21 protein-coding genes are annotated in these 26,573 nt (G+C 70.9%); 13 read left to right on the top strand and 8 right to left on the bottom strand.

From position 1 onward, the window contains the following. Window positions 1-2 precede the first annotated feature (2 nt). From FF096_RS16025 to FF096_RS16005, 5 genes are read right to left on the bottom strand one after another with little or no spacing between them, the layout of a single operon-like run. Entirely contained in the window at window positions 3-1,271 is a 1,269-nt protein-coding gene (locus tag FF096_RS16025) for a cation:proton antiporter (RefSeq protein ID WP_155218890.1), read from the bottom strand. After that, on the bottom strand, window positions 1,268-2,608 hold the full coding sequence (locus FF096_RS16020; protein WP_155218888.1) for a cytochrome P450: 1,341 nt from the start codon (window positions 2,606-2,608) through the stop codon (window positions 1,268-1,270). The genes FF096_RS16025 and FF096_RS16020 overlap by 4 nt, the downstream gene beginning before the upstream one ends. After that, on the bottom strand, window positions 2,605-3,660 hold the full coding sequence (locus tag FF096_RS16015) for an alpha-hydroxy acid oxidase (protein ID WP_155218886.1): 1,056 nt from the start codon (window positions 3,658-3,660) through the stop codon (window positions 2,605-2,607). The genes FF096_RS16020 and FF096_RS16015 overlap by 4 nt, the downstream gene beginning before the upstream one ends. A gap of 1 nt (window position 3,661) precedes the next feature. Further along, the gene (locus FF096_RS16010; RefSeq protein ID WP_309223381.1) at window positions 3,662-5,224 is read right to left on the bottom strand and encodes an NAD(P)-binding domain-containing protein; all 1,563 of its coding nucleotides are present in this window, start codon (window positions 5,222-5,224) and stop codon (window positions 3,662-3,664) included. After that, a complete protein-coding gene (locus FF096_RS16005; protein WP_155218884.1) occupies window positions 5,221-6,729 on the bottom strand; it encodes an aromatic amino acid ammonia-lyase in 1,509 nt (502 codons plus the stop codon). The genes FF096_RS16010 and FF096_RS16005 overlap by 4 nt, the downstream gene beginning before the upstream one ends. Window positions 6,730-6,792: 63 nt before the next feature. On the opposite strand from FF096_RS16005, the gene FF096_RS16000 reads away from it, so the two are divergent. From FF096_RS16000 to FF096_RS15990, 3 genes are all read left to right on the top strand, one after another. Continuing rightward, a complete protein-coding gene (locus tag FF096_RS16000) occupies window positions 6,793-8,337 on the top strand; it encodes an NAD(P)-binding domain-containing protein (protein WP_155218882.1) in 1,545 nt (514 codons plus the stop codon). Next, a complete protein-coding gene (locus tag FF096_RS15995; RefSeq protein WP_155218880.1) occupies window positions 8,327-9,760 on the top strand; it encodes a class I adenylate-forming enzyme family protein in 1,434 nt (477 codons plus the stop codon). Before FF096_RS16000 ends, FF096_RS15995 begins: the two co-directional genes overlap by 11 nt. Before the next feature lie 111 nt (window positions 9,761-9,871). Then, complete coding sequence (locus FF096_RS15990; RefSeq protein ID WP_155218878.1) at window positions 9,872-10,276, top strand: VOC family protein; 405 nt, start codon at window positions 9,872-9,874, stop codon at window positions 10,274-10,276. 26 nt (window positions 10,277-10,302) lie between these two features. On the opposite strand, the gene FF096_RS15985 is transcribed toward FF096_RS15990, so the two are convergent. Both FF096_RS15985 and FF096_RS15980 read right to left on the bottom strand, forming a co-directional pair. Further along, complete coding sequence (locus tag FF096_RS15985) at window positions 10,303-10,965, bottom strand: hypothetical protein (RefSeq protein WP_155218876.1); 663 nt, start codon at window positions 10,963-10,965, stop codon at window positions 10,303-10,305. 116 nt (window positions 10,966-11,081) lie between these two features. Next, window positions 11,082-12,365 carry a hydrolytic protein gene (locus tag FF096_RS15980; protein ID WP_155218874.1) on the bottom strand — a complete coding sequence of 428 codons (1,284 nt, stop codon included), beginning with the start codon at window positions 12,363-12,365 and terminating at the stop codon, window positions 11,082-11,084. Between the two features lie 218 nt (window positions 12,366-12,583). Between FF096_RS15980 and FF096_RS15975 the strand changes: the two genes are divergently transcribed. From FF096_RS15975 to FF096_RS15950, 6 genes are all read left to right on the top strand, one after another. After that, window positions 12,584-13,192 carry a LuxR C-terminal-related transcriptional regulator gene (locus FF096_RS15975; protein ID WP_375335349.1) on the top strand — a complete coding sequence of 203 codons (609 nt, stop codon included), beginning with the start codon at window positions 12,584-12,586 and terminating at the stop codon, window positions 13,190-13,192. Between the two features lie 152 nt (window positions 13,193-13,344). Next, a complete protein-coding gene (locus FF096_RS15970) occupies window positions 13,345-16,368 on the top strand; it encodes a DUF11 domain-containing protein (protein WP_155218870.1) in 3,024 nt (1,007 codons plus the stop codon). Between the two features lie 19 nt (window positions 16,369-16,387). After that, window positions 16,388-17,086: a DUF4255 domain-containing protein gene (locus tag FF096_RS15965; RefSeq protein ID WP_309223380.1), complete on the top strand. Its 699-nt coding sequence runs from the start codon at window positions 16,388-16,390 to the stop codon at window positions 17,084-17,086. Beyond that, on the top strand, window positions 17,083-19,215 hold the full coding sequence (locus FF096_RS15960) for an ATP-binding protein (protein ID WP_155218868.1): 2,133 nt from the start codon (window positions 17,083-17,085) through the stop codon (window positions 19,213-19,215). Before FF096_RS15965 ends, FF096_RS15960 begins: the two co-directional genes overlap by 4 nt. Window positions 19,216-19,232: 17 nt before the next feature. After that, a complete protein-coding gene (locus FF096_RS15955) occupies window positions 19,233-20,618 on the top strand; it encodes a hypothetical protein (protein ID WP_155218866.1) in 1,386 nt (461 codons plus the stop codon). Window positions 20,619-20,642: 24 nt separating this feature from the next. After that, window positions 20,643-22,529 carry a DUF4157 domain-containing protein gene (locus FF096_RS15950; RefSeq protein ID WP_309223379.1) on the top strand — a complete coding sequence of 629 codons (1,887 nt, stop codon included), beginning with the start codon at window positions 20,643-20,645 and terminating at the stop codon, window positions 22,527-22,529. Between the two features lie 43 nt (window positions 22,530-22,572). Here the strand turns inward: FF096_RS15950 and FF096_RS15945 are convergent, their stop codons facing one another. Then, a complete protein-coding gene (locus FF096_RS15945) occupies window positions 22,573-23,541 on the bottom strand; it encodes an alpha/beta hydrolase (RefSeq protein WP_155218864.1) in 969 nt (322 codons plus the stop codon). A 245-nt stretch (window positions 23,542-23,786) separates the two neighbouring features. Here FF096_RS15945 and FF096_RS15940 point away from each other — a divergent pair, with 245 nt between their 5' ends. From FF096_RS15940 to FF096_RS15925, 4 genes are all read left to right on the top strand, one after another. Next, on the top strand, window positions 23,787-25,334 hold the full coding sequence (locus FF096_RS15940; RefSeq protein WP_155218862.1) for a phage tail sheath subtilisin-like domain-containing protein: 1,548 nt from the start codon (window positions 23,787-23,789) through the stop codon (window positions 25,332-25,334). Window positions 25,335-25,396: 62 nt separating this feature from the next. Further along, on the top strand, window positions 25,397-25,840 hold the full coding sequence (locus FF096_RS15935) for a phage tail protein (RefSeq protein WP_155218860.1): 444 nt from the start codon (window positions 25,397-25,399) through the stop codon (window positions 25,838-25,840). Window positions 25,841-25,935: 95 nt separating this feature from the next. After that, window positions 25,936-26,415: a hypothetical protein gene (locus tag FF096_RS15930; protein WP_155218858.1), complete on the top strand. Its 480-nt coding sequence runs from the start codon at window positions 25,936-25,938 to the stop codon at window positions 26,413-26,415. Beyond that, the gene (locus tag FF096_RS15925) at window positions 26,412-26,570 is read left to right on the top strand and encodes a DUF6760 family protein (RefSeq protein WP_230462654.1); all 159 of its coding nucleotides are present in this window, start codon (window positions 26,412-26,414) and stop codon (window positions 26,568-26,570) included. Before FF096_RS15930 ends, FF096_RS15925 begins: the two co-directional genes overlap by 4 nt. The last annotated feature ends 3 nt before the right edge of the window (window positions 26,571-26,573 follow it).

The raw sequence follows: 26,573 nt of genomic DNA, 5'->3' as shown, positions 1-26,573 counted from the left end.
CTTCAACTATTTGAAACCACCAGCGCGGGCGAGCGTGCGGCGTCGGGCCGTCGAGCCTCCCGGCGCTCGATCCAACTCAACGTCGGCGTCGTCATCAGCGTGGTGACCAGCGCGACCAGCACCAACACGGTGAACAGGGACGAGTTCACGATGCCCGCCTCCAGCCCGACGTTCAGGGCGATCAGCTGCATCAACCCGCGAGCGTTCATCAACGCGCCCACCCGCAGCGCGACACCCGACGGCTCCCCACGCAGCCGGGCCGCCACCCAGCAGGCACCGAACTTGCCGACGATCGCCGCCGTCACGCAGGCCAGCGCGAAGAGCAGCACCGGCATGGAACCGAGCAGTCCGAACTCCGTCCGCAACCCCGAGTAGGTGAAGAACAACGGCAGGAAAAGGGTCGCGGCGACCGGAGTCAGGGTGTCCACCACCTTGTCGGTGTTGTCGGTACGAGGCATCACCACGCCCATCGCGAACGCGCCGAAGACCGCGTACAACCCGATCTCGTCGGTGTACCAGGCGACCAGGAAGAGCAGGGCGACCGTGCCGAGCAGCCGGGTGCGGTCGGTGAGGCCACGACGGGTCATCAACGCGGTGGTGATCCCACGCCCGCCGAACCAGAGCACCAGTCCGAAGAGAACCGTCCCGCCGACGGTGACGATCGCCGGACCGGCCTGGCCGGAGGCGAAGGCCAGGACGGCGGCCAGCAGGATCCAGGCGGCCATGTCGTCGATCGCGCCGCTGGCCAGGGAGAGGGTGCCGTGCCGGGTGCCGGCGTGCCCGTGCTCGGTGATGATCCGGGCCAACATCGGAAACGCGGTGATGGCCAGCGCGACACCGACGAACGCGGCGGAGACCCCGAGCGACGTCCCGTCGGCCCTGATCGGCACCGCACCGGCGGTCACCAGGACCAGCAGCACCCCCAGCAGCAGCGGCGCGGTCACCCCGGCCAGTGAGATCACTCCGGCGGTGCCGGCGAGCCCGGTGACCCGATGGGAGCTGAACGCGTACCCGGCATGGAACATGAACAGCACCAGTCCGACCTGACCCACGATGTAGAGCACCGGCAGCAGCGGGGCGGGGAACAGGGCGTTCTGCACGTCCGGCAGGAGCAGCCCGAGCAGCGACGGCCCGAGCAGGACACCGGCGAGCATCTCGCTGACCACTGCCGGCTGGCCGACCTTGCCGAGCAGCCAGGCGACCCCCTTGCAGAAGATCAGGATCACCGTGACCGCGATGAAGAACCGTGGTGCCAACTCCGTGGGAGTCATCGGACCGCCTTCTCGAAGTAGCTGGAACACAACCGCTGCCGCCGGGCATCGAGCACCATCCAGGTGCCGAGCACCAGTTGCCGGACACTGCGACCCACGTCGGCCCACCGGTCCCGCAGCCGCATCGCGGCCAGTCGTAGCCGTCCCGGGCCGGCACACCCGGCGGGGGTCAGATAGGCCGGGCCCCGGCTGGGCAGTGACCGGGTGTGTGAGACGGAGGAGGCCAGGACGAATCGGCGCAGCACCTCACGGGTCGCCGCGCGCATCATCACCGGCGCGACGCCACGGGCCGGACAGGCCCGGTTCGCGGGCACACCGTACGGGATGAAGTGCACGTCACCACGGGAGAGCGTGCGCCACCGGTCCGGGTCGAACCGGCTGTCACCAGCGGCTCCCCCTCGGTGGAACGCCGGATAGTTGAACAGCAGCACCGACCCGGTCGGCAGGGACACCCCCGTGGGCAGCGTGATCGGCGCCGAGGTGATCCGGTGCGCGACGCCGAAGAGTGGATACAACCGGAGCGTCTCGTCGATGACCCGGTCCAGCGCGGCGTCGTCGTCGAGCTCCCGCTGTGCGTCGGGATGTGTGGCGAGGGCCAGCAGCACGTGCGCCATCGCCTCGGACATCTGCACGACCGCCGTGTTGAAGAAGGCACCTTGCAGGTACCAGGCCGTTTCCTGCGCGGTGAACGGTGGCGGCAGCGTCACCGGGCAGGTTCCCGCCTCGATCCGCCCGAGCAGGTATTCGGTCAACCGGTCACGTCGATCCATGTGCCGCAACCCGACGCACTTCAGCGCGGTGACCACGTCGTCCGCGTTGGCCACGATCAACGTACGGGCGGTGGGTGACGCCACCTCACCGAAGACCAACTCGTGGTAGACCTCGGCCCACACCGGCATCATCAGGTCACGCAGCCGGACATGGCTGGTCCGATCGGCGGGCAACTCGTCCAACACCCGCCGGGTGGCAGCGGTCGCGAGCGCGTCGGCGCGCTCGCGTCGGACCGCCAGCACCCGCCTGGTCGTGGCGGCCACCGTCCGGTAGCGCTCACCCGGCTCCAGATGCTCCTGGTGCATGTGCGGCCCAGGGGCCAGCCAGTACCAGAACAGGTCCGACAACCCGGCCCCCCGGCTACGCCCGTCGGCCGCCGGATCCGCGTACACCCGCTCGAAGTGCTCCATGCCGACGGTGGGGCCCGGCACCGGGATGCCCTCCTCGCCGTTGACCCGGGCGAAGACCCGCTCCCGCAGCCGGACGACGGCCGACGGCAGCCAGGACGGGACGGTCCAGACCACGCCGCACACCGCCAGGACGATCAGCACGCCCACGGCGCTCATCCGCATCCCCCCACGAGGTCACGGCTCAGGTCACCCGGCCCGGCGGCACCGGCCAGCGCCAACGCCCGGTCCAGGTCGGCACGCAGCAGGTCGAGCACGTGCCGCACCCCGGCGACACCACCCACCGCCAGCCCCCACAGCACCGGACGCCCGACCAGCACCGCGCTCGCGCCGAGCGCCAACGCCACCAACACGTCCGTGCCCCGCCGGACGCCACCGTCGAGCAGCACCGGCAGTCGGCCCTCGACGGCCGCCACGATCCCGGGCAACGCGTCCAGGGTGGCGACCGCACCGTCGAGCTGCCGTCCCCCGTGGTTGGAGACCACCACCCCGTCGACGCCGTGCGCCACCGCCAGTCGGGCATCGGCGGGGTGCAGTACGCCCTTGAGCAGGATCGGCAGCGTGGTCAGCTCACGCAGCCAGTCGATGCGTGCCCAGTCCAGCCCGGCGTCCATCTCGATGTCGCGGACCCGGCCACTCGGGTCACGCATGTTCTCGCAGACCAGTCCGGGCGGCAGATCGACGAAGCCGTGTCGCAGGTCGCGTTCCCGTCGGCCGAACACGGGCGAGTCGACCGTGACGACCAGGGCGCGGCAGCCCGCGGCCTCGACCCGCCGGACCAGCGCCGTGGTGAACGCGAGATCCGACTGCGGATACAGTTGGAACCAGAGCGGCCCGCCGGCGGCGGCGATCTCCTCGATCGGCTGGGTCGCCGCCATGCTGACCACCATCACCGTGCCCGCCTCGGCGGCGGCGCGGGCGGTGGCCGCCTCTCCCCCGGGATGCGCCAGCCGGTGGAAGGCGGTCGGCGCGATCAGCACCGGCATCGCGAGGCGACTGCCGAGTAGCGAGATCCGCAGGTCGCGCTCGCGCGCCCCACGCAGGACCCGGGGCACGAGCCACCGTCTGGTGAACGCCTCCTCGTTGGCGCGCAGCGTCCGCTCGTCCCCGGCCCCGCCCGCGAAGAAGTCCCAGTACACCGGGTCCAGGCGACGCCGCGCACCGTCGGCCACCTCGGCGAGGTTCAGCTCCGTGCCGTCCAGAGCGAGCATCTCAGCCCTCGACACCGCTCAGGCAGTCGCCGACGAACGCGATCAGCGGCGCGACGTGGACGTCGGGCCGGTCCCACTGGTTCTCCAGGTTCTCCGCCAGGTGGTGGGTGGCGACGACCCGCCCCGCCCGGTGGTAGCGGACGACCGGGTGCAGGTAGGCGGCGTCGTGGGCCTGACCGACGACGTTCTGCGCCACCCGGCTGACCGTGACGTCGAACGGATCCACCTGGTCGTGCTCGGGGCCGTACTCCAGGGTCACCACGAAGGCGTGCCGGTAGTCGTGGTCGTCGCTGCGCAGGCCGATGTGGGTGAAGTAGTCGATCGGCACCTCGTCGTGGTAGCGGGCGTCCGACCCGGCCACGGTGACCACGTCGCCGAGGACGCCGAACTGCTGCCACAGGGCGGAGGTGCGGTTGACCCGGGCGATGATCGCGTCGGCGATCGACTCCGCCGTGGCGTCCAGCTTCTCCGACGGCCACGGCGTGTCGTCGTACCGGCGCTCCAGGATCTTGTGCAGGGCCCGTACGCCGTACCGGAAGCCGTGGATGAAGCCACTGGTCGAGCGCTTGAAGTCGCGTTCCTGGGAGAGCGTGCCGGCGAAGTACAGACCGGCTACGTTCACCGACTCCCACTGCGGGGTCTGGGCCGGGAAGCGGTCCTTGATGGCGAGCGCCGGACGGCAACTGTCGTCGAAGATCGACGCGTCGAAGCCGAATCCGGTGCAGGCGAGCACCCGGTCGTACCAGAGTTCCTTGACCACCTCGTCGGCCCGGGAGAACGCGAACGTGACCTTGAAACCGGTGCCGTCGCGCTCGATCCGTCTGATGTGGCCGTCCAGGATCGCGTTGGCCGACTTCAGCTGGTAGGTGTCCAGGAAGTTGTTGTTGACCGCGCGCAGATGCCCGACGTAATGGGTCCGCCAGGCCATCCGGATCGAACTCGGACCGGCGAGGTGGATCAGCGTGGTGGTCTCCATCAGGTTCTCCGCGGTCTCGAACGCGGAGTTCCCCTTGCCGATGATCAGCACCTTCTGGTCGAGATAGTCGCGCGGATCGACGGACATGTCCGCGTACTGCTCCGCCAGCTCCATGCCCGGGATCTGCGGGACGTACGGCCGGGAGACGCCGGTGGCGACGACCAGCCGCCGCGCCCGGAAGGTCTGCCCGGCCTGGACCTCGAAGATCCCGTCGACCTTGCTGACCGACGTCACCCGGGAGTTGTACCGGACCTTGACCCCCGTCTTCGCGGCGAAGTCCGCCAGGTAGCGGACCATCACGTCGGCGTCCGGGAAGTACCGCTCCGTGTACCCGGTGAACCGCAGCGTCGGATCGTCGCTGAGCAGCGAGTTCCAGTCCAGTCGTAGGTTCAGCTCCGGATCGTCCGAGCCGGTGTGCGGCTTGTTGATGGAGATCAGTTGCCGGTGGCGGGGAAAGCGGGCGAAGAACGCGCCCGGGATGTCCGCGCCCTCCAGCACCAGGTAGTCGCGTTTGCCGTCGGCTTCCAACAGGGCGCCGAGCTGGAGTCCGGCCGGCCCGGCACCGATGATCAGATAGTCAAGCGTCACAGCTGCCACTCCACGGAAGAGATCGGAGGAAGGTCGACATTCGCGATGACATCGGCGGCACGCCGAACGTCACCGTCCAACGGCCGGTCCGGGTCGACCGGTGGTATGGCCTCGGCCAGCGCGGCCAGCACCTCGGCGCAGCCTGGTGCGGTCGGCGGACGCGCACCGACGTACGCCGCCTGACGCAACCCCAGCGCGAGCGACCCGACGACCAGGTGCAGCAGCCGGGCCTGGTCCAACGCCCGCAGCGCGGCCTGGGTGCCCAGCGGGATGACATCCTGGTTGTGCAGGTTGGTCGGCAGGCTCTGCATGCTCGCCGGAACCGCGTCGCGGCGGATCTCGGTGACCAGCGCGGTCGACGCCAACTGCACGCCCTGTAGGCCGTGCTGCTGCCCCGGCCCGGCGGCCAGCATCGGTGGCAGGCCGCCGTTGCGGTTCGGGTCCACCAACAGGTCGAGTTGACGTTCGGCGAGGTTGCCGACCTGCGCCACGACCATCGACAGCACGTCGGCGGCGAACGCGGCCGGCTGGCCGAAGAAGTTGCCGCCGTGCACGACGAGGTCCTCGTCGGGAAAGAACAGCGGATTGTCGCTGACGGCGTCCAGGTCGGCCCGGACGACGGAGTCGACGTAGCGTAGGGCGTCCTCGGCCGCGCCGAGCAGTTGCGGCGCACAGCGGATGCTGTACGGCTCCTGAAGTGGACGCTTGCCGGACGGCACGAGCCCGGCGCTGACCCGGCGCATGTACGCGCCCACGTCGATGGCGCCCGGATGGCCGAACGCCCGCAGCAGCCGGGCGTCGAGGAACTGCGGATCGCTGCCGAGCAGATCGGCGAGCAGGCAGGTGAGCACCTGGACCGCCCGGTGCGAGGCGCGCACCGAGTCCACCGCGAGCGCCGTCGCCGCGGTGGTCAGCGAGGTGCCGTTGACCAGTGCCAGGGCATCCCGACCGTCCAGTGGCAGCGGTTCGAGACCCGCCTTCTCCAACGCCTCGGCCGCGGGCAGCCGTACCCCGTCGAGGTAGGCGTACCCGCGACCACGTAGTGCCTGGGCCGCCGCGCCGAGCGGGATCAGGTCGCCGCTGGCCCCCACCGAGCCCAACCGGGGTATCACGGGGACGAACGTGGTCGCCAGCATCGCCGTGAGCGCGTCGATGACGTGCGGGGACACCCCTGAGACCCCCCGGGCCAGCGACCAGGCCCGGATCAGCATGGTCGCGCGGACGACCTCCGGTGCGAGGTCCGGGCCCTGCCCCGCACCGAGGTGAGCGAGCGTGTTGTCGGCCTGGTCGCGCAGATCGGCCCGGCCCTGGTACCCCACCAGGGCACCGAAGCCGGTGGTGGCGCCGTACACCGTGCGGTCGTCGCCGAGCACGTCGGACAGGAACGCGCGGGTGGTCGCGACCCGTTCCCGGACCTCCGCCCCGACCACGACCTTGACCGGGTCACGAGCAGCGGTCAGGTCGGCGATCCGCAGCGGTACCGCGAGATCTACCTCTCTCGTCATGCGAACGCACCCTAGAGACGGAATCTCAGAACGCTCTGAAATCGGGGCGTTACGTTGCGCCACATGACGCTCGATTACCTGATCATCGGAGCTGGGCCGGCCGGACTCCAGCTCGCCGCCCTGCTGCAGCGCGACGATCGTGAGTATCTGGTGCTGGAGGCAGGCCCCACACCGGGCACCTTCTTCACCACCTATCCCCGGCACCGGCAACTCATCTCGATCAACAAGATCTGGACCGGTTCCGAGGACCCGGAGTTCAACCTGCGGGCGGACTGGAACTCACTGCTCACCGACGACCCGGCGCTGCTGTTCAAGAACTACAGTCGGCGCTACTTCCCCGACGCCGCCGACCTGGTGCGATACCTCGCCGACTTCGCCCGTGGCCTGCGGGTGCGGTACGACACCCGGGTCACCCGCGTCGCACGTGACGGGGACCTGTTCACCGTCGCCACCGGCGACGACACCCTGACCGCCCGCCGGGTCGTGGTCGCCACCGGGGTCTCCCAGCTGTACGTCCCACCGATCGAGGGCGCCGAACTCGCCGAGCGGTACGACACGGTCAGCGTCGACCCGGACGACTTCACCAACCAGCGGGTGCTCATCATCGGCAAGGGCAACTCGGCCTTCGAGACCGCCGACGCACTGATCGAGACGGCCGCCGTCATCCACGTCGCCGGTCCACACTCGATCAAGATGGCCTGGCAGTCCCACTATGTCGGGCACCTCCGCGCGGTGAACAACAACTTCCTGGACACCTACCAGCTCAAGTCGCAGAACGCGGTGCTCGACGGCACCGTCGAACGGATCGTCCGGCGCGACGACGGCGGCTACCGGATCGACTTCCGGTACGCCCGCACCGTCGAGTCGATCCGGCAGATCGACTACGACCGGGTCATCCTCTGCACCGGGTTCCGGTTCGACGCGAGCATCTTCGACCCGTCGGCCGCGCCGCGCCTGGTGATCAACGACCGTTTCCCGGAGCAGACGTCGGCGTACGAGTCGGTCGACGTCCCCGGCCTGTACTTCGCCGGCACCCTCACCCAGCAGCGCGACTTCAAGCGCTCGACCAGCGGATTCATCCACGGTTTCCGGTACGGCGTACGTGCCCTGCACCGGATTCTCAACGCCCGCCACCACGACTCGCCGTGGCCGTCCACACCACTGGACAACACTCCGGAGGCGATCGCCGACGCGTTCCTCGCCCGGCTCAACCGGACGTCGGCGTTGTGGCAGCAGTTCGCGGTCCTCGGTGACGTCGTCACCATCTCCGGCGACACCGCGCTCTACCAGGAGGAGGTGCCGGTCGCTTACCTGCACGACGGCGGCCTGGGCCCCGAGCCGTTCGCGTTCGTGGCCACCCTGGAGTACGGGCCGGACCACGACCAGGTCGACCCCTTCGACATCACGGTCCCCCGGATCGCCGAGAACGACGCCGAGCACGCACACGACGCCAGCTATCTGCACCCGGTCATTCGGGTCCACCGTGGAGGCCGGGTCGTCGCGGAGCACCACCTCGCGGAGAACCTCGAGAACCACTGGAACCTTCCCGGCGTACACCACCAGCCACTCGTGCTCTTCATCAAGGGTGTCCTCTCCGATGCGGGCTGAGATCTGGCCACAGCCCGTGTTGGACCTGCTCGCCACCGGAGGTGACCGGCCGGTCTTCTGCGACGGCGACCGGACGGTCACCGCGGCGCAGATGTCCCGGCTGGTCCGCCGGATCGCCGCCGGGCTGCGCACCGCCGGGGCCGGGCCGGGCGTCGGGGTCGCCCTGCGGCTCGGTGTCAATGCCGAGGCGTTCGCCGCGATCATCGCGGCCTTCGCGGTCGGCGCCCGGGTCTCCGGAATCCGACCCGACCTGCCCCCGGCGCAACTCGCCCACCAACTCGACGGCACCGCGCTACTCGTCGACGACGTCCGCGTCGCCGAACTGGTGGCGACGTCCGACGAGGAGACCACCCTGGTCGCCGCCGGCCGCCCGAGCGATGTCGCCCGGATCACCTGGACCAGCGGCAGCACCGGCAACCCGAAAGGCTGCGCACAGACGTACGCGGCGATGAGCGCGGCCTGGGCGCCCTACCCGGACCGCTGGCCCCCGGCGGTCGCCGACCTCGCCACCCGGTTGCAGCGCTATCTCGTCTTCGGCTCGTTGAGCAGCCAGGTCATGCTGGAGTACGCGGTGCTCACCCTGACCGCCGGCGGCACCCTGGTCGCGGAACGGTCCCCGGGATTTCCGGAGATGATCAGCCGGCACCGGGCGACCGCGAGTGTGATCACCGTCGGCAAGCTGCACCAACTCGTCCAGGCCCAGCGCACCTCTCCGACCGACCTGAGCAGCCTGCGGGCGCTGCTGGTCTCCGGCTCCCCGCTCGCGCCGGGCCGGCTCGCCGAGGCGCTCGACGTACTCGGCCCGGTGGTCTTCCACGGCTACGGGCAGACCGAGACCGGCATGATCACAATGGCGACACCGGCCGAGATGCTGGCGTCACCGGCGGTGCTCGCCTCGGTCGGCCGACCGCCGCCGGTCACCGAACTGTCCATCCGCGACGCCGACGGCCGTCCCGCCACCGAGGGGGAACTCTTCGTCCGGACACCCGCGCAGGCCCACGCCTACTGGACGGATCCGGCCGAGACCGCCGAGGTGTTCGTCGACGGCTGGGTCCGCACCCGCGACCTGGCCCGGCTGGACAGCGACGGCTACCTGCACCTGCTCGGCCGGGCCCGGGACGTCATCATCGTGCACGCCAACCTGGTGTACGCGGGCCCGATCGAGCGGGTCCTCGCCACCGACCCCACGGTCGCCGAGGCGTACGTCATCGGCCTGCCCGACGACGTCACCGGCGAGGCGGTGCACGCCTTTCTGGTACCGGCCACCGGTCGCGTACCGGATGTCGACCGGCTGCGCGCCCTGGTGGCGCAGACCCTGGGGGCACCGTCCGCCCCTAAGACGATCGAGTTGATCGACCGGGTGCCGGTGGCTCCGAGCGGTAAACCGGACAAGCGTGCCCTGGCCCGCACGACGATCAGGTGATCCCGGTCACCCGGGTGCGCTCGTACCGGCGGCTCAGGCGCTCGTGTCGTTGACCTGAAGTCACGTTGAGCTTCGATAGTGGGGGTCGATCGAGAGAACGGAGTCACCCGGATGATCGACCCCACGGCGGCAATCCGCATCGCTCGCCCCAGCGGAGACCTGGCGGCTGCGGAACGGTTCTACGTCGAAGGGCTCGGGCTGCACGTGCTGTACCGCGCGGCTGCCGAGTCTCCCGACGAGCACCACCTGGTCATGCTCGGTTGGCCCCAGGCCACCTGGCATCTCGAACTTCTCGGCGGACCCAACCTGAAGGTTGCCCCGACGCCGACATCCGAGGACCTGCTCGTGCTGTACCTGTCCGCGCCGGTCGAGGAGTCCACGATCGCCCGGCTCGAAGCAGCCGGTGGCCGTCGGGTCGCCCAGGGCACGTACTGGGATCGATGGGGTGTGACCGTCGAGGACCCCGACAGATACCGGCTGGTGCTGTCCAGCCGTGCCTGGTCCAACGCGACGTAGTCGGCAACTCCCGGGCCACGCGGTGCTCAGGGCGCCCGCAACCAGCGGGCGTGGATGTCCTGGTAGTGAAGCGGGTCGACGGCGGCCGGGTCGTCCAGGAGTTCGACGAGGAGAGCGCCGTTGGGAAGGTGGCGTGTCCGCTCGGCGATGTCGGGCAGCGGAGCCGGTGGTAGCCGGCGATCGGGGCCGAGGTAGGTCCACCAGCCGAGTTCGGCCGGCCAACCTCCGACGGGATGACTGGCGTCGTGGACGTCGAGATGCCAGATCTGCTCGGTCGACCACTCGTCCAGGATCCGACCGAAGTCGGCGTGCAGTCGTACGGCGGCGTCGAGCCACATGTCGGTCAGGCGGGCGTGCAACCGCCGGAACTCGTCGGCTTCCGGTGACGGGCGGCGGTGACCGTACGCCGCGTCCAACGCCCAGACGAGCTTCCCCGCCTGCCAGTCCACGAACATGTCGACGTCGTCGTTCGACCAGAGCTGGCCGGCCGCGCAACCTGTCGCTATGGCGTCGAGTGCGGTGTGCAGATCCTCGACCGTGCGCGCGTCGCAGTCCGGCTTGGTGAGCAGGTTGATCAGCCCGTCGGGGCGGCGCAGACTCAGACCACGCTCGGTCGCCAGGGCGTACAGCTCGGGCACAACCGACTCCGTCACCGGTACCCGCAGCTCCCACGACCAGTCCGAACCCACCGCGGCATCATGACCATCGGTCTCCGGTGACGGCAAGCCGACCACGGACGGTGACCTCGGACGGACGTGGGCCCACCACGCCAGGCCGCGCGGTGGGCGGCCCCGCGCCGAGGTGGTCAGCTGGTGGTACGGGTCAGGGTGCCGTTGACGTAGAGCCCTTCCTGACAGGTGCGCGGCGCGGACGCGCCGACCGGGTTACCCGGTTGCCGACAGGAGACGGTCAGGACCACCCGGGCGCCCGCCGGCACCCGGATCGGGGTGACCGAGTGGTAGTCCTGGTTGCGGAAGTTCTCCAGAGCGTAGGTGACCACCCGCACGTCGTCGGCGGTGATGGTCAGGGTCCCGGTGTCCCCCTGCGGGTTGTCGACCAGGAAGTCCGTGATCAGGAGCACCCGATTGCGGGGCACGGTGTAGCTGCTCGACGCCGTGCTGCCGGGGTTCGCCCGCACCGACAGCGCGGTGGCGAACTGCCCGCCCCGGCCGCTGCCCGTGCTGCCGCCGGTGGCCGTCGGTGACGGCGACGGGGGTGGTGGGGCTGCGGCGCGTTCCTGTTCGACGGCGTCCCGGGCCGCCTCACCGGCGGCCACACTCGCGACCTCCCTCGCCTCCGTCGCCACCTGCTCGGCCCGCTCGTCGGCCGCCTCCCGGGCCGCCGACTGCACCGCCGGCCGCAGCAGCCCGAACCAGGCGGCGAGCAGGAGCAGCAGCAACGCCAACAGCAACGCCAACAACCTGAGCAGCCGGGCGGAGAACACCGGCTGCTGCACCAGCGTCCCGTCCAGGGTGACGGCCCCGCCCGCAGAATCGGTCAGCAGAGCCCGGAACGGCAGGTGACGAGGGGTGCCCTGCCAGAGCAGCCGCCGCGCCCGGACACCGAGTACGGCCGGGTACGACTCTCCGGCGGCCAGGGTCACCGTGCCCGGCCGGGGCGAGCAGCGCAACTGTTCGTTCTCGTCGGCGGCGCTGATGGTCAGGGTCTCTGGGACGTTGCCGCCGTTGACCCCGGTGAGGCGGTAGCGCGCACCGAGCCACGCCCGACGCACCAGCGGACGCAGTTCGGCGGTGACCTCGTGGAAGGGCGCGATGGTCAGCACGCCCTCCTCGACCGTGGCGGCCTCCGGCGTCTCGGACGGGACCACCCGCACGCCGTACGGCAGTTCCCCGGCCCGGACCTCGCTGGATCGGGGTGGCCGGACGGTCAGCGTGACGGTCTGGCTGGCACCCGGATAGAGGGAGACCTGCGGCGGGTCGAACGTCGCCCACGTGGCGGGTATGCCGATGATCTCGAAGGCGTACGCCTCGACGACGTCGCCCGCGTTGCGGACCGTCACGGGAATGTCGACGCTCTCTCCGGGCACGACCACCGGCGCCGTGTCCACCAGACCCAACGAGATGCTCATGTCCGCCGACGATAGGCGCGGCGGCTCCCCGGTAAACGGTCCGTCGGGGAACCGGCACGGGCAGAGTTCTTGCCCGTTAGGTCCACGTTAGGTGCGCGCGAAGTGCCCTGGGGCACCCTCTGCCGTAGCGCCCCGAGTGCCGCCGGTGCGGCAGCTCCGTACCGGAGGCCGGACACCGGGCGCCGACCTGTGGGGAGGCTGAAATGCATCGTGTCACGGTGAGCGTTCACGCGGACGACCCGATCTCCCGGGTGGGGGTGGAGAGCCAACTTCGCGCCCGACCGGACCTGTGGGTGGTCGACCCGGACCGGGAGCCGCCGAGCACCGTCGCGTTGGTGGTCGTCGACACGCTCGACGAGGCGACGACCGAGCTCCTGCGTCGGCTGCACCGCGCCGGAACGGTCAAACTGGTGCTGGTGCCGACCAGGATCGACGACGCCGGGCTGTCGCTGGCGGTGGAACACGGCGTGGTGGGTGTGGTCCGCCGTGACCAGGCGAGCGCGGAACGGCTCAGCCACATCGTGCTGGCCGTCGCCCGGGGCGAGGGCGCGCTCCCCGCCGACCTGCTGGGTCGACTGATGGCCCAGATGGGTCGGCTGCAACGGCAGGTACTCGAACCGCGCGGCCTGTCCCTGCTCGGGTTGTCCGCCCGGGAGGCCGACGTGCTTCGCCTGGTCGCCGACGGCTTCGACACCCGGGAGATCGCCAGCAAGCTGTCCTATTCAGAGCGCACGGTGAAGAACATCCTGCACGGCATCACCAGCCGCCTTCAGCTGCGCAACCGGGCACACGCCGTGGCGTACGCCCTCCGCAACGGGCTGATCTGAGAGCGGACCACCCCCCACGCGGGGTTGCCCTGACGGGCCAGCAGCGCTGCCCCCGCTGGTGCCCTCCGGTCCGTCGAGACCGGCCGACATCCGCCGCAGGATGACTTCCGAAGCTCGCCCATCGCACGCCTGTCGAGGTCCACTTGCGACGCATGATCGGATTGCCCGCCGTACTGGCCGTGCTGCTCCTCGCCGTACCCACGCCGACCGCCGGGTGGGTCGGCCCGATCCGGGCCGCGCCCGCGCCGGACCGGGCGGCGGCGCCCGCAGCGGCAGTCAACCCGGACGTGAGCCAGCGGATCGCGTACGCCGGCACCGGGCACCGCAGCATCGGCGTCATCCGGGGCGAGGGGTCGGCCGCGACCGCGGCGCCGTGGTTCGACGGCGGACCCGATCATTTCGACGATGAGGTGTCGGCCCGTGGGTCGGCCGTGACCTGGGTGAGCCGACGCGACGAGCGCACCACCGAGGTGTACCTGCGGCGCGGCACCGGGCCGGTGCTGCGGGTCACCCGCAACTCGACGGACGAGTCCCGGCCGGTGCTCTCCCCCGACGGCGTCCGGATCGCCTACAGCTCGGCCGCCGGTCGTGACGACGGCGGGCACGACATCTTCGTCGTCGACGGCGACGGGAACACCCGGCGGGTCACCGACGGCACCGGTCACCACACCTGGCCGACCTGGTCGCCGGACGGCACCATGCTGGCCTTCGCCGGTCGGCGTGGCGACGACACCGTCCCGCAGGTCTATCGACTGCCCGTCACCGGCGGTACGGTCACCCGGATCACCGACGAGCCTGGCGGGGCCGGTGAGCCCGCCTGGGATCCGAACCCGGAACACCAGCGGATCGCCTACACGATCGCCCCGGACGGTCCGGAACCCGAGGTGTGGCTGATCGCCCCGGACGGCACCGGCCGGGCCCGGATGCTGCCGCCCGGCTGGCAGGCCCGGCAGGCGGCCTGGACCGCCGACGGGACGACCGTGGCGTTCGTCAGTCGTACCCTGCCCGGCGGCGACACGACCGGAGACGTCGACCGGGTCTACTCCGTGGTGGTCCGCGACAACGTGTGCGAGTGCGTGATGGTGCAACGGCTCGCCGAGGACCGCGACGTCAGCCACCCCACCTGGTTGGCCGCTGCGGACGCCGACGCCGAAACCCTGCTCGTCGCCCGGACCAGCGCACCCGACCGGACCACCGCCACGGTGCAGGACATCCGGCCGGACGGGGTGGACCCCCGTGACCTGCGCCTACCGGTGTTGCGGGAGGACCCGGGGGCGATTATCGACTCACGGCTGCTCTGGGAGCCGGTCGACGGTGATCCGTGGTTCGAACGGCAGGCGTACTCCCCCGACGGGCAACGGATCGCGGTCAGCCGGTTCGAGACGGTCGACGGTGTCCGGACCGAACGGATCTGGATCGCCGACGCCGACGGTGGTCGGCCGCGCCTGCTGCCGATCGCCGGGCGGGGTCGCGGCGACCGGGAGACCGATCCGGCCTGGTCACCCGACGGCACCCGGCTCGCCCTGGTCCGCAGCTCGCCGGGCGACGGGCCGGATGCACCGCGCTCGCCGTCCCGGATCGAGGTGGTCGACGCCGACACCGGACGGCTCCAGCTGGAACTGCCGGTGCCGGACGCCTTGGCCGCGCTCGACGACACCCAACCGGCTTGGTCGCCCGACGGCACCCGGCTCGCCTTCACCCGGGGCACCTACCAGGGCGACGCGATGACACACATCTGGACCGCCGACGCCGGCGACGGGCTGGACCAGATCGACCTGACCGAGACGATCTGCGGCGGCGGATGCGCCGTCGTCGACGACAGCGCCGCGTTCTCACCGGACGGCACCCGGCTCGTGGTCAACCGGGAGGCCGACGGTCTGCTCCTGGTCGACCTGGACGGCGGTAACTGTCGGCTGCTGCTACCGGCCGGTGGAGGGTCCTGCGCCGGACCGGTGCCGGACCGTGACGACGGCCCACACCAGCCGAGGGACGTGGCCTGGTCGCCGGAGGGCGGGCGGCTGGTCTTCTCGGCCCGCCGGGCGGAGGACAACAACTCCCCCGAGGCGCTGTGGATCTACCACCTCGCCGACGACACGGTTCGGCCGCTCACCGCCCACCTGCCGGGACGGCAGAAGGAGCCGACCTGGCAACGCCGCTTCGACGTCGCCGCCGCCGTGTCCGTGCCCGCGCCGGAAACCACGGTGGGCGGCCGGACCTCGCTGCGGCTCGCCGTCACCGACCAGGGGCCGGCCCCCGCCGACGACGTGCAGGGCATCCTCCGCGTCCCGGAAGGACTGTCGGTGACCGGCATCGACACACCGGTCGGCGACTGCTCCCTCGACACCCTGCGCTGTGCGTTGGGGCGGCTTGAGGTGGGGCGTACCGTCGAGATCGCGGTCGAGCTGGTGGGCACCGCGCCCGGCAGCTTCGAGCTGGACTGGTCGGTGGAGGCCAGCCCGCTGGACACCGATCCGTCGGACAACCGCGCGACCACCACGGTACGCGTCGTCGCCGCACCGCCGGACAGCCCGGCCGACCCGGCGCTGAGCGTCACGGTCGGCCCCCGCCCGGCGTACGTCGGCGGCACCGTCACGGTGACCTACACGGTCCGCAACGCGGGCGCGACGACCGCGACCGGCCTGCGGCTGCGGCCCGGCCTTCCCGGAGGCGTACCGGTCGGCGGGGTGCTCGCCACCTGCCCGGCCGACGGCTGTCCGGTGCCGGACCTGGCACCGGGTGCCGCTGCCACCGTCACCGGTTCCCTCACGCCGACCGCAGCGCTCAACACGACCGTCGTGGGCACCATCGAGACCACCGGCGGCAACGCCGATGTGGACAACGACACCGCGAGCACGCCGCTGCGGGTACTCGCCCCCCGGATCGTGGCGATGCCGGAGATCGGGCCGCCCGGCTTCGTCACCGCGATCCGGGGGGTGGACTTCCCACCTGACCGGCCGGTGCGGCTCACCTGGGACGTCGGCATCACCGCCGACGCCGCGCCGGTACGCCCGGCGGCCGACGGCACCTTCACCGCCCAACTGCTGGTGCTGCCGAAGGACCGGTTGGGCAACCGGACGGCGGTGGCCACCGGCACCGGGTTCAGCCCGGTGAGCACGCCGTTCCTGGTGGTGCTGCCGGCCCAGCAACCACCCGGACTGCTGCACCGCCGCTGGTGACGACGATGGGGGCGCACACGTGATACACGAGGTTGACGAGGGCCTGCGGGGGTTGGTCACCGAGGAGGCGCTGGCCGGCACCGGAGTGGACGTGTCCTTCGAGGCACCCACCCGGGACTGGGCGGCGCGACGTAACTCGCCGACGGTGAACCTGTTCCTCTACGACATCCGCGAGGACCGGTCCCGGCACTTCCAGGGCCGGGTCGCCGAACGCGACGCGACCGGACGCACGGTCGCCTGGCACGACGCGCCGCACTTCTTCGCGTTGTCCTATCTGGTCACCGCGTGGACCAAACGCCCCACTGACGAGCACCGGCTGCTCGCCGCGCTGCTCGCCGGGCTGGTCCGGCACGACGAGCTGCCAGCCGACCGGCTGACCGGTTCGCTCGCCGCGCTGCGCCTGGCGGTGCCGATGGTCGTGGCCGCGCCACCCGGCGAGGGACGTGCCCTGGCCGACGTGTGGACCGCGCTCGGTGGCGAACTGAAACCCTCGCTGGACCTGGTGGTGATCGCGCCGGTGTCGACCCGACGGACGCCAGCCGCGCCGCCGGTGCTGGAACGGACGGTCCGGGTCACCGACGCCTCCGTAGCGTCAGCGGGCCGTCGTACCGGCACCACCGTGACCCGCCGCCACGACGACGCCGACCGGGCCGGGTCCACGTCACGCCCCGGGGCGGAGCGTCGGCGACGGTCGGCCCGGCCGGAGGGGGACCGATGACCAGCCCGCCGGGGATCGCCCACCTGCTGGGCCGGCTGGGGCTGGTCGCGGCACGGATACACCGGCTGGTCGCCGAACGTCGCCGCGACGACCCCGACCCCGACGACCCCTTTCGAGGGCTGTACGTGTCGCCCGCCGACGCCGAACGGCTGGCGACCGTACCGGCTCGCACTACCACGCCGGGTGAACCGGACGTGGCAGCCCAGACCCAGGCGCTGGAGGCGTTGGCGGACCAGGCCGTCTCGGACGGGGCCGAGCTGCGGCTGCGCCGGCTGGCGCACGAGTTCCGGCTCACCCCGATGGACGTGGAGTTCCTGCTCGTCGCGCTGCTGCCCGACGTCGAGGCCCGGTACGAGCGGCTCTACGGCTACCTCAACGACGATGTCAGTCGGCGTCGGGCGACCATCGGACTGGCTCTGGAGTTGTGCGGGATCCCCGCGTCGGCGATCGCCGGACGGGCCCGGTTCACCGGCACCGCGCCCCTGGTCGGCGGTGGTCTGCTGCTGGTGGAGCAGCCGGACCTGCCGTACCTGTCCCGGTCGTTGCGGGTGCCGGACCGGGTGGCCGCGTACCTGCTCGGCGACGATGTCGCCGACGCCCGACTGGCCGGGGTGGCCTGGCCGGTCGACGCCGACGGCGGTGACCTCGCGTCCCGGCAGGACGATCTGACGGACCGGCTCGGTACGGCGCTCCGTGCCGGGGTACGTCTGAGCTACCTGCGGGAGCATCCCGGCGCCGACGCCGACGACCTGGCCACCGCGGCGCTGGTCCGGGCCGGCCGGTCGGTGCTCCGGCTCGACCTGGAGGCGTTGGCCGGCGACCCGGCCCCCACCGACCTGCTCGCCGTGGCGGTACGCGAGGCCCGGCTGCGTGGTGCGGGTCTGCTCGCCGGTCCGGTCCAGGCGCTCGACCCGGTCACCCGGCCGGAGCACGCCCGGCTGCTGCGCCGGGTCGCCGACCAGCCGGTGCCGGTCCTGCTCACCGGCACCGTCGAGTGGGATCCGCACTGGAGCCGACAGGCACCACTGCTGGTGACCGCCGACCCGCTGGACGAGCAGGACCGGGCCCGGCTGTGGCGCACGGCCAGCGGGATGCGGCCCGGGGCCCGGCCGCCCGGTTGGCTCGACGGGCTGGACCCGGCGCGCGAGTTGGCGCCGTACCTGCTCGGCCCGGACCAGGTGCGGCGGGCCGCGCAGGCCGCCGAGCAGCTGGCGGTCTTCGTCGGCGCGGAGCGCGTCGACGCCGGTCACCTGCGGGCCGGGGTACGCGGACAGAACGCCGGTGGCCTGGCTCGGCTGGCCCGGCGGATCGAGCCCGGGGTGGGCTGGTCCGACCTGGTGCTTCCCGATCCGGTCCGCGACCAGCTCCGGGAACTGGCCCTGCGGGTCCGGTACCGGGACCGGGTGCTGGGCCGGTGGCGGATGCGCCCCGGCGGTGGCCGGGGTCGGGGGGTGTTGGCGTTGTTCGCCGGTGACTCGGGCACCGGCAAGACGATGTCGGCGGAGGTGGTCGCCGCCGACCTCGGCCTGGACCTGTACGTGGTGGACCTCTCCACGGTGGTGGACAAGTACGTCGGCCAGACCGAGAAGAACCTGGAGCGGATCTTCACCGAGGCGGCCGGGGTCAACGGCCTGCTGCTCTTCGACGAGGCCGACGCGATCTTCGGTAAGCGGTCGGAGGTGAAGGACGCCCACGACCGGTACGCCAACATGGAGAGCGCCTACCTGCTGCAGCGGATGGAGTCCTTCGACGGCGTCGCGGTGCTGACCACGAACCTGCGAGCCAACCTGGACGAGGCGTTCACCCGGCGACTCGACCTGATCGTCGACTTCGCGATGCCGGACGTCGCGCAGCGGCGGGCGTTGTGGGACCGCTGCCTCGGCACCGAGTTGCCCCGCGCCGACGACCTCGACCTGGACTTCTGCGCCCGTAACTTCGAGCTGGCCGGCGGCAGCATCCGGGCCTGCGTGGTGACCGCCGCGTACCTGGCCGCGCAGGCCGACCGGCCGGTGGGCATGGCCGACCTGATCGGCGCGGTGCAACGGGAGTACCGCAAGCTCGGCCGACTGCTGCTGGAAAGCGAGTTCGGCACGCACCAACCGCGCGGGGAGCCCGCCCGGGTCCACTGACGGCAGGAGGACCGCCCATGCGAGCGCACGATCCGTCCGATCGTGACGTCCCGGCCCATCCGGCCCGGTCGAGCCGGTCCGGAACCGACCCCGCCGCGCCGCACGCGACGGTGTCCGCATTGCTGGCTCTGCACGGCCGAGCCGGCAACGCCGCGGTGAGCCGGGAGATCCAGCGGCAGCGCTCCGGCCACGACATCTGCGAGGGGCACGCCCGCCACGAACACGGCGGTGGGCATCGACCCGGATCGGCCTCGGGCCTCCCGACGGTCCAGCGGATGACCGACGACGAGTTGCACCGGGAGCCGCCCGGCCCGTCGGTGCAGGTCCGTGGTCCCCGCCGATCGTTCTCCAGCAGGCGCGCCAGCGCTCAGGTGGACCGGCAGACCTGGGAGCAGCTCAGCGCCGCCTACCAGGCGGCCACCGGGCGGACGCCGGTCAAGGAGCGGATCAGCCTCGACACCGATCTGACCTCCCTGAGCGAGATGAGCCCGCCCGTGGCCGGCCACCAACTCGGCACCGCGTTGACCAACGTGGCCCAACAGGTGGGTATCTCGCTGGTGGGCGGTGCCACCGGTGCCCGCAGCAACGCCGAGATGATGGAGGAACTGGGTCGCCGGGATCCGGTGTCCCGCCCGTACTGGGAGGCCCAGGACGCGCGGGACCAGCGGCTGGCCAACGACGCGGTGACCCGGGCCGCGCGGTACCAGCAGGAGTCCGGCACCGAGAACGCGCAGGCCCGCCGGGACGCGACGGCCGGGATGCTGCGGGGCATCCCGATGCCCGCGGCCGACGCGACGGACATGCTCCTGCTGGCCAATGACGGTCTCGTCATCGGCGGGCCTCACCACGCGGAACCGTTCTTCGCCTGGGCCACCGACCACATGGCGCGGCTGCGCCAGAACGGGGTTCGGACCCTCTACCTGGAGGCGATCCGGGACGACGTACACCAGGACATGGTCGACTCGTACCTGAGCACCGGGGTGATGAGCCCGGAACTGGCCAACTTCTGCAACACCTACCAGCGCGGGCACGCCGTCAACCTCGCCGAGTTCCTGGAGACGGCCCACGAGACGGGCATGCGGGTCAAGGGCACCGGTGGCCGACCGGCGCGCCGCTTCGGTACGAACATGCACCGCCGCGCGGTCATGCAGAACACCTACGGCGAGCAGGTGGTCCGGCGGGATCGCGCACAGTCGGTCGCCCAGGGCGAGGACCCCGGCAAGTACCTGCTGCAGGCAGGTGAGGCGCATGCCCGTACGCACGACAACACCCAGCCGACCCCGAGCGTGGTGGGCGGGGTGGCCCTGCCCGACCAGTTCCCCGGCATCAACGAGTTGCTCGACGTCCCCGCCGTACGCCTCGAGGACAACCTCGACGGCAGCAAGCGGCTCCGCCCCGTCTGACCCTCGGCCTCAGGAGGACCACCCGTGCGTGCACATGATCCGCCAGAGCGTGACGTTCCGAACCGGCAAACCCAGCCGACCCGACCGGGGACCGGCACCGCACCGCTGACCAGTTCGATGGCCGCGATACTGACCCTGCAACGCCGGGCCGGCAACGCCGCGGTGACCCGGGCGGTGCAGCGGCAGCGCTCCGATCACCGGCACTCCCACCACGAACACGACGAAGGGCTCCGACCCGAAGCACAGCCGGTGCAACGGTCGACCGTGCACGAGGTGCTGCGCTCGGCCGGCACCCCGCTCGCCGAGCCGGTACGCCGGGACATGGAGACCCGACTGGGTGCCGACTTCTCCGACGTACGCCTGCACACCGGCGCCCTCGCCCAACGCTCGGCGGCCGAGATCGGCGCGCGGGCGTACACCTCGGGCAGCCACGTGGTGATCGGCCAGGGGGGCGGCGACCGACACACCCTGGCCCACGAACTCACCCACGTCATCCAGCAACGCTCCGGCCCGGTCTCCGGCACCGACGGGGGCCACGGCCTACGGGTCTCCGACCCGGGCGACGCGTTCGAACGCGCGGCGGAGGCGAACGCCACCCGAGCACTCGCCGCATCACGCCCGGAAACCCCACCCCAGACCACGGATGGCAGCGAAAAGCCCGTGCAACGCGCGCCGGGAACGCAAAGCACAGCCCAGTCCGACACGGAGGAGTCTCTGCCCATCCAACGCTGGGCATGGATCGGCGGAAACAGGATTCAACCGGATGATTCCCTCATCGGTGACAACGAAACGATGAGGGACTGGGCAAGCGACGACAAGGTACGCATCTACCTGAGCGAGGAAGAGTTCCGACAACACGTAGCCAACCAGACCGACTACATCGGCAACCTGCCGGACGGCACACCCAGTGCAGGCACCTGGGTTCGATTCCAGCCGCCCGGCACTACGAATGTCATAGGCGAGGCACACTCCCATGTCACCCTGAGAGAGGTGTTGACGGCTGTCGGTTCGGACAGCTTCACCTACGAACCGTTCATACTGGACGACCTGTCCGGCCAAGAAGCGAATGCAGCGTACGAAACCGAAAGTCAGGTTGAATTCGATCGGTTCGGGATCTCCGATGTCACCGACAAGCAGCAGTTCGGCGCCGAGTCACTGTTCCCGAAGCTGGGTGAGGCGATAGCGGACCTGCTGGGCCGCCTTTCCGGTTCCGGATCAGGCACCATAGCGGGCCTCACGTCCGGTCCTCGCGCATACGACGGGAAGCCGGCTCAGCGTTATCTCAGAATCGCCTGGGCGCACGGCAAGGACATCGAGAAGAAGATGTCGAACCGCAGCCAACTCCAAAGAGCAAAGCGGATATTCTCCAAAAAGGAGGAGGCAAACAGCAATCTGGCGAAGGTCGTCAGGCAGACACGGACGACGCTCGACACGTTCATCACCTCCCTCACACCCGGCGGCTTCCTGGGCGACGCGCTCGTCGCCCCAGCCAATGCGATCGTCCTGCGTCCACTGGAGGAATTCAGCCAGGCATTTGTCGCCGCGATGCTCGTCCATACCGACAAAACCCTGACCGACGAGGAGCAGAAAAAACTAGCAGGTATGCCTACGCAAGACGCCGACGATCAAGGGGAATTCTTCAGAAAGTGGCGCAACCTTCGCTTCCTGCACGGCGTAGCGGACGCGGCGAAGAGAGGTGTCCGCTACGCCGGAATGGGCCAGGACCATCTCGACTACCTGCTTCGCCACAGGGAGCTACTGCCGAAGAACATCGCCGGGTATTTGATGGACATGGGCAGCAGGGGCAAGGACCTGGAGTTCTTCGAGAAGAGGACCGAGCAGCGGAAGGACGAGGTACGGCGGCAGGAGACTGCCGCATCGGAGACGTCGGATACCTCGACAATCGGTTGACGGGAGGGGGCACCGGCGAGGACCGCGGCGGGCCGCAGGCCGGTCAGGCCACCCGCAGCGCCCGTTTCAGGAAGGTGATCGCCTGATTGATGGCCGCCTCGGCCGCTTCGGTGCCGCGCAACGCGTCGAGCATCACGAAGTCGTGGACGACCCCCTGGTACCGGGCGGCCGAGACCGGCACTCCGGCCGCCCGCAGCCGGTGGGCGTACGCCTCGCCCTCGTCCCGCACCACGTCGGCCTCGGCGGTGATGACCAGGGCCGGTGGCAGCCCGGAGAGCTGCCCGAGATCCGCCCGCAGCGGCGAGGCGGTGATCTCGGACCGGGCGGCCTGCTGGGGCGCGTACTGGTCCCAGTACCAGCGCATCGTGTCCCCGCGCAGGTAGAAGCCCTCGGCGAACAGCTGGTAGGAGGCGGTGTCGAACCGGGCGTCGGTGACCGGGTAGAAGAGCACCTGCGCGGCCGGGCGCGTGGCGGCGTGCCGTTTCGCCAGCAGCGTCACCGCCGCGACCAGGTTGGCCCCCGTCGAGTCACCGGCCATCGCGATCCGCCCACCGTCCAGGTCGGCCGCGCCGTGCCCGGCGAGCCAGCACAGCACCGCGTAGCACTCCTCGATCGCCACCGGATAACGCGCCTCGGGTGAGCGGCTGTAGTGCGGGAAGACCACGGCGGCGCCGGTGCCCACGGCCAGTTCCCGGACCAGTCGGTCGTGGGTGTGGCCGCCGCCGAAGACCCAGCCGGCGCCGTGCAGGTAGAGGACCACCGGCAGGCGGCCGATGGCACCCGCCGGCCGGACGATCCGCAGCCGTACCTCGCGGCCCGAGGCGACGAGCACGGTCCGGTCCTGCACATCGGCCTCCGGCCGGGCGACGTTGCCGGACTGGAGCGTGTCGAGGAGGAGCCGCCCCCGCTGCGGTCCCAGCTGGTGCAGGTACGGAGGGTCCACGGTCGCCTCGGCGAACCGTCGGGCGGCCGGTTCCAACACGATCTCGGCGCCATTTCGCTGCCTGGGCATGGTTATCCGACCACTCCGGGATCCGGGCCGCGAACGCGGCGGTGACGGTTGAGGTGTCCCTCGGGTACGCGGAGCCTGCCGCCCGGTGGCGGGACAGACATCCGCCATTTGACGCACCCGTGCACGACTGCCTCTTCGGGTAGCCGCGGCTTCCCGGGTGCCCGCCCGTCGGGTCATGGTCGCCGTTCTGCCGCCGACCCAGACTTCTCTCTACGGATCACCGTCCTGTTCGAGGGAGTTCTGTCATGCCGTCGTACCTGTCACCCGGGGTGTACGTGGAGGAGGTGCCGAGCGGCTCACGCCCGATCGAGGGGGTGGGTACCGCGGTGGCCGCCTTCGTGGGCTTCGCCGCCCGGGGGCCGTCACACACCCCGACCCTGGTGACCAACTGGAGCCAGTTCGTCCAGACGTTCGGCGAGATGGTCGAGGACGCCTACCTGGCGCAGGCGGTGTACGGCTACTTCGCCAACGGCGGTGGAGCCTGCTACGTCGTCCGGGTCGGCGCCGCGCAGAGCCCGGCCGGCGGGGACGCGGCCGGTCGGGCGGTTGCCGGGCCGCCGGTGCCACTCGGCACCTTCACCGTCGCCGCGCTGCCCGCCGCCGGTGACGTCGGTGAGATCACCGTGGAGGTGGCCGATGTCGAGGGCGACGGCGTGCCGGAGGACCGGTTCCGGCTGGTGGTCCGGCACAACGGTGTCCAGCGGGAGACGTTCGAGGTCTCCGCGAAGCGGAACACCAAGGCGTACGTGGTCAACCAGGTGCGGGAGCGGTCCAAGCTGATCGCGATCGAGGAGGCGGCACCGGCGAACGCGCTGGCCCGACCGGCGAAGCAGTCGGTGAACGTACCGCTGGCACCGGCCGACGACGCCGGCCTGCCCGCCCGGGTCTCCGCCGACGACTACGTCGGCGACGCCGACGCCCGTACCGGTTTCGGCGGCCTGGAGGCGATCGACGAGATCACCATGGTCGCGGTGCCCGACCTGATGAGCGCGTACCAGCAGGGGCGGATCGGTCTCGACGACGTCAAGGCGGTCCAACTGGCGGTCATCTCGCACTGCGAACAGATGGGCGACCGAATGGCGCTGCTCGACCCGCCGCCGGAGCTGACCGCCCGGCAGGTGCTCTCCTGGCGGCAGGACGAGGCGGGTTACGACTCCCGGTTCGCCGCCCTCTACTACCCCTGGATCAAGGTGTTCGACCCGGCGACCGGGCTGCACCGGTTCATGCCGCCGAGCGGGCACGTCGCGGGGCTGTGGTCGCGCACCGACGCCGAACGCGGGGTCCACAAGGCACCGGCGAACGACGTGCTGCGCGGCGTCATCGAGGTGCAGAACACCGTGACGAAGGGCGAACAGGACCTGCTCAACCCGGCGGGGGTGAACTGCATCCGCGCCTTCCCCGGCCGGGGCATCCGGGTCTGGGGCGCCCGGACGCTCTCCTCGGACCCCGCCTGGCGCTACGTCAACGTCCGTCGGCTGTTCAACTACCTGGAGGAGTCGATCCTGCTCGGCACCCAGTGGGCGGTCTTCGAACCGAACGACGAACGGTTGTGGGGCACCATCCGGCGCAACATCGCCGCGTTCCTCACCGAGCAGTGGCGCGGCGGGGCACTGTTCGGCAGCACCGCCGCCGAGGCCTTCTACGTCAAGTGCGACCGGGAGACCAATCCGCCGGAGTCGATCGACCAGGGCCGGGTGGTCTGCGAGGTCGGGGTCAGCCCGGTGAAGCCGGCCGAGTTCGTCGTCTTCCGGCTGTCCCAGTACTCCGACAGCACCAGCCTCGTCTCGGAATGACCCGCCGACGATCCGCAGTGGACGTCGAGGTGGCGACGACAACGAAAGGACGGTAGCCAGCGATGGCGGACACCGGCGACACCTTCGTGACCCACCGGTTCCAGGTGGAACTGGGCAAGACCCGCGTCGAGTCGGTGCAGGAGGTCAGCGGCCTCACCGTGGAACTCGACGCGATCGAGGTCACCCAGGTCACCCCGACCGGGGAGTACATCCTGCGCAAGATCCCCGGGGCGCGCAAAGGCGGCGAGGTAACCATCACCCGCGGCCTGGACAAGAGCAGCGCGTTCACCGAGTGGATCAAGGACACCTACGAGAAGGGTGCGATCAACGCGGCCCGGCAGAACATCAGCGTCATCGTCGTGAACTCGGAGAACACCGAACAGCGTCGGTGGGATCTCAGCAACGCCTGGGTGAGCAGGTGGGAGGGCCCGAGCCTGAAGGCCGGTGACACCTCCCCGGCCACCGAGAAGATCACGATCGTCTTCGAGGAGATCAAGAGTTCCTGACGTCCGCAGCGGCTGGTGACGCCGTTGCTCCAGCACACCTGACCCGTGGAAGGGGGAAGCGGTGTCGCGCCGGTCGGCGCGGCACCGCGAGACCGATGAGGCGACGTACGGTTTCGCACACCGCCCTGGACGAGCTGCCGGAGAGCCCGGAGCCGGCCGTCGGGGCCGCACCGGCCGGTCGGGGCGTCCCGTCCGGGCCGCCGAGGCTGCAGACCGAGTTCTCCTTCGAACTTCCCCGGGGGTACGTCGACGAGACGGGCACCCTGCACCGGGACGGCAGCATGCGGCTGGCCACCGCCCGCGACGAACTCGCGCCGCTGATCGACCTGCGGGTCAAGGACAACCCCGCCTACCTGTCGGTGGTGCTGCTCAGCATGGTCATCACCCGGCTCGGCACGATCACCGACGTACGGGTCGAGCAGGTGGAGCGGCTCTTCGCCTCGGACCTGGCGTTCCTCCAGGACTTCTACCGACGGATCAACGCGGAGGGACACAGCCGCGCGTCGGTCACCTGCCCGCACTGCGATACGGCCTTCGAGGTGGATCTCGCCGGTGGTCGCCTGGGGGAATCGTGACGTACGCGGCCGACCGACTCTACGAGGAGGTCGCGTACGTCGCCTACCACTTCCACTGGTCCCAGGACGAGATCCTCGACCTGCGCCACGACGAACGGCGGCGCTACGTAGCGGAGATCGCCGCCATCAACACCCGCGTCAACGAGGGCCGGTGATCG

The sequence above is a fragment of the Micromonospora sp. CP22 genome, from assembly GCF_009712475.1.
Classification (GTDB): Bacteria; Actinomycetota; Actinomycetes; order Mycobacteriales; family Micromonosporaceae; genus Micromonospora.
This window is presented reverse-complemented; position numbering and strand designations above follow the sequence as displayed.

Coding starts and splice junctions, on each gene's coding strand:
- FF096_RS16025 (WP_155218890.1), bottom strand. CDS start 1,271: ATGACTCCCACGGAGTTGGCACCACGGTTCTTCATCGCGGTCACGGTG.
- FF096_RS16020 (WP_155218888.1), bottom strand. CDS start 2,608: ATGAGCGCCGTGGGCGTGCTGATCGTCCTGGCGGTGTGCGGCGTGGTC.
- FF096_RS16015 (WP_155218886.1), bottom strand. CDS start 3,660: ATGCTCGCTCTGGACGGCACGGAGCTGAACCTCGCCGAGGTGGCCGAC.
- FF096_RS16005 (WP_155218884.1), bottom strand. CDS start 6,729: ATGACGAGAGAGGTAGATCTCGCGGTACCGCTGCGGATCGCCGACCTG.
- FF096_RS16000 (WP_155218882.1), top strand. CDS start 6,793: ATGACGCTCGATTACCTGATCATCGGAGCTGGGCCGGCCGGACTCCAG.
- FF096_RS15995 (WP_155218880.1), top strand. CDS start 8,327: ATGCGGGCTGAGATCTGGCCACAGCCCGTGTTGGACCTGCTCGCCACC.
- FF096_RS15990 (WP_155218878.1), top strand. CDS start 9,872: ATGATCGACCCCACGGCGGCAATCCGCATCGCTCGCCCCAGCGGAGAC.
- FF096_RS15980 (WP_155218874.1), bottom strand. CDS start 12,365: ATGAGCATCTCGTTGGGTCTGGTGGACACGGCGCCGGTGGTCGTGCCC.
- FF096_RS15970 (WP_155218870.1), top strand. CDS start 13,345: ATGATCGGATTGCCCGCCGTACTGGCCGTGCTGCTCCTCGCCGTACCC.
- FF096_RS15960 (WP_155218868.1), top strand. CDS start 17,083: ATGACCAGCCCGCCGGGGATCGCCCACCTGCTGGGCCGGCTGGGGCTG.
- FF096_RS15955 (WP_155218866.1), top strand. CDS start 19,233: ATGCGAGCGCACGATCCGTCCGATCGTGACGTCCCGGCCCATCCGGCC.
- FF096_RS15945 (WP_155218864.1), bottom strand. CDS start 23,541: ATGCCCAGGCAGCGAAATGGCGCCGAGATCGTGTTGGAACCGGCCGCC.
- FF096_RS15940 (WP_155218862.1), top strand. CDS start 23,787: ATGCCGTCGTACCTGTCACCCGGGGTGTACGTGGAGGAGGTGCCGAGC.
- FF096_RS15935 (WP_155218860.1), top strand. CDS start 25,397: ATGGCGGACACCGGCGACACCTTCGTGACCCACCGGTTCCAGGTGGAA.
- FF096_RS15930 (WP_155218858.1), top strand. CDS start 25,936: ATGAGGCGACGTACGGTTTCGCACACCGCCCTGGACGAGCTGCCGGAG.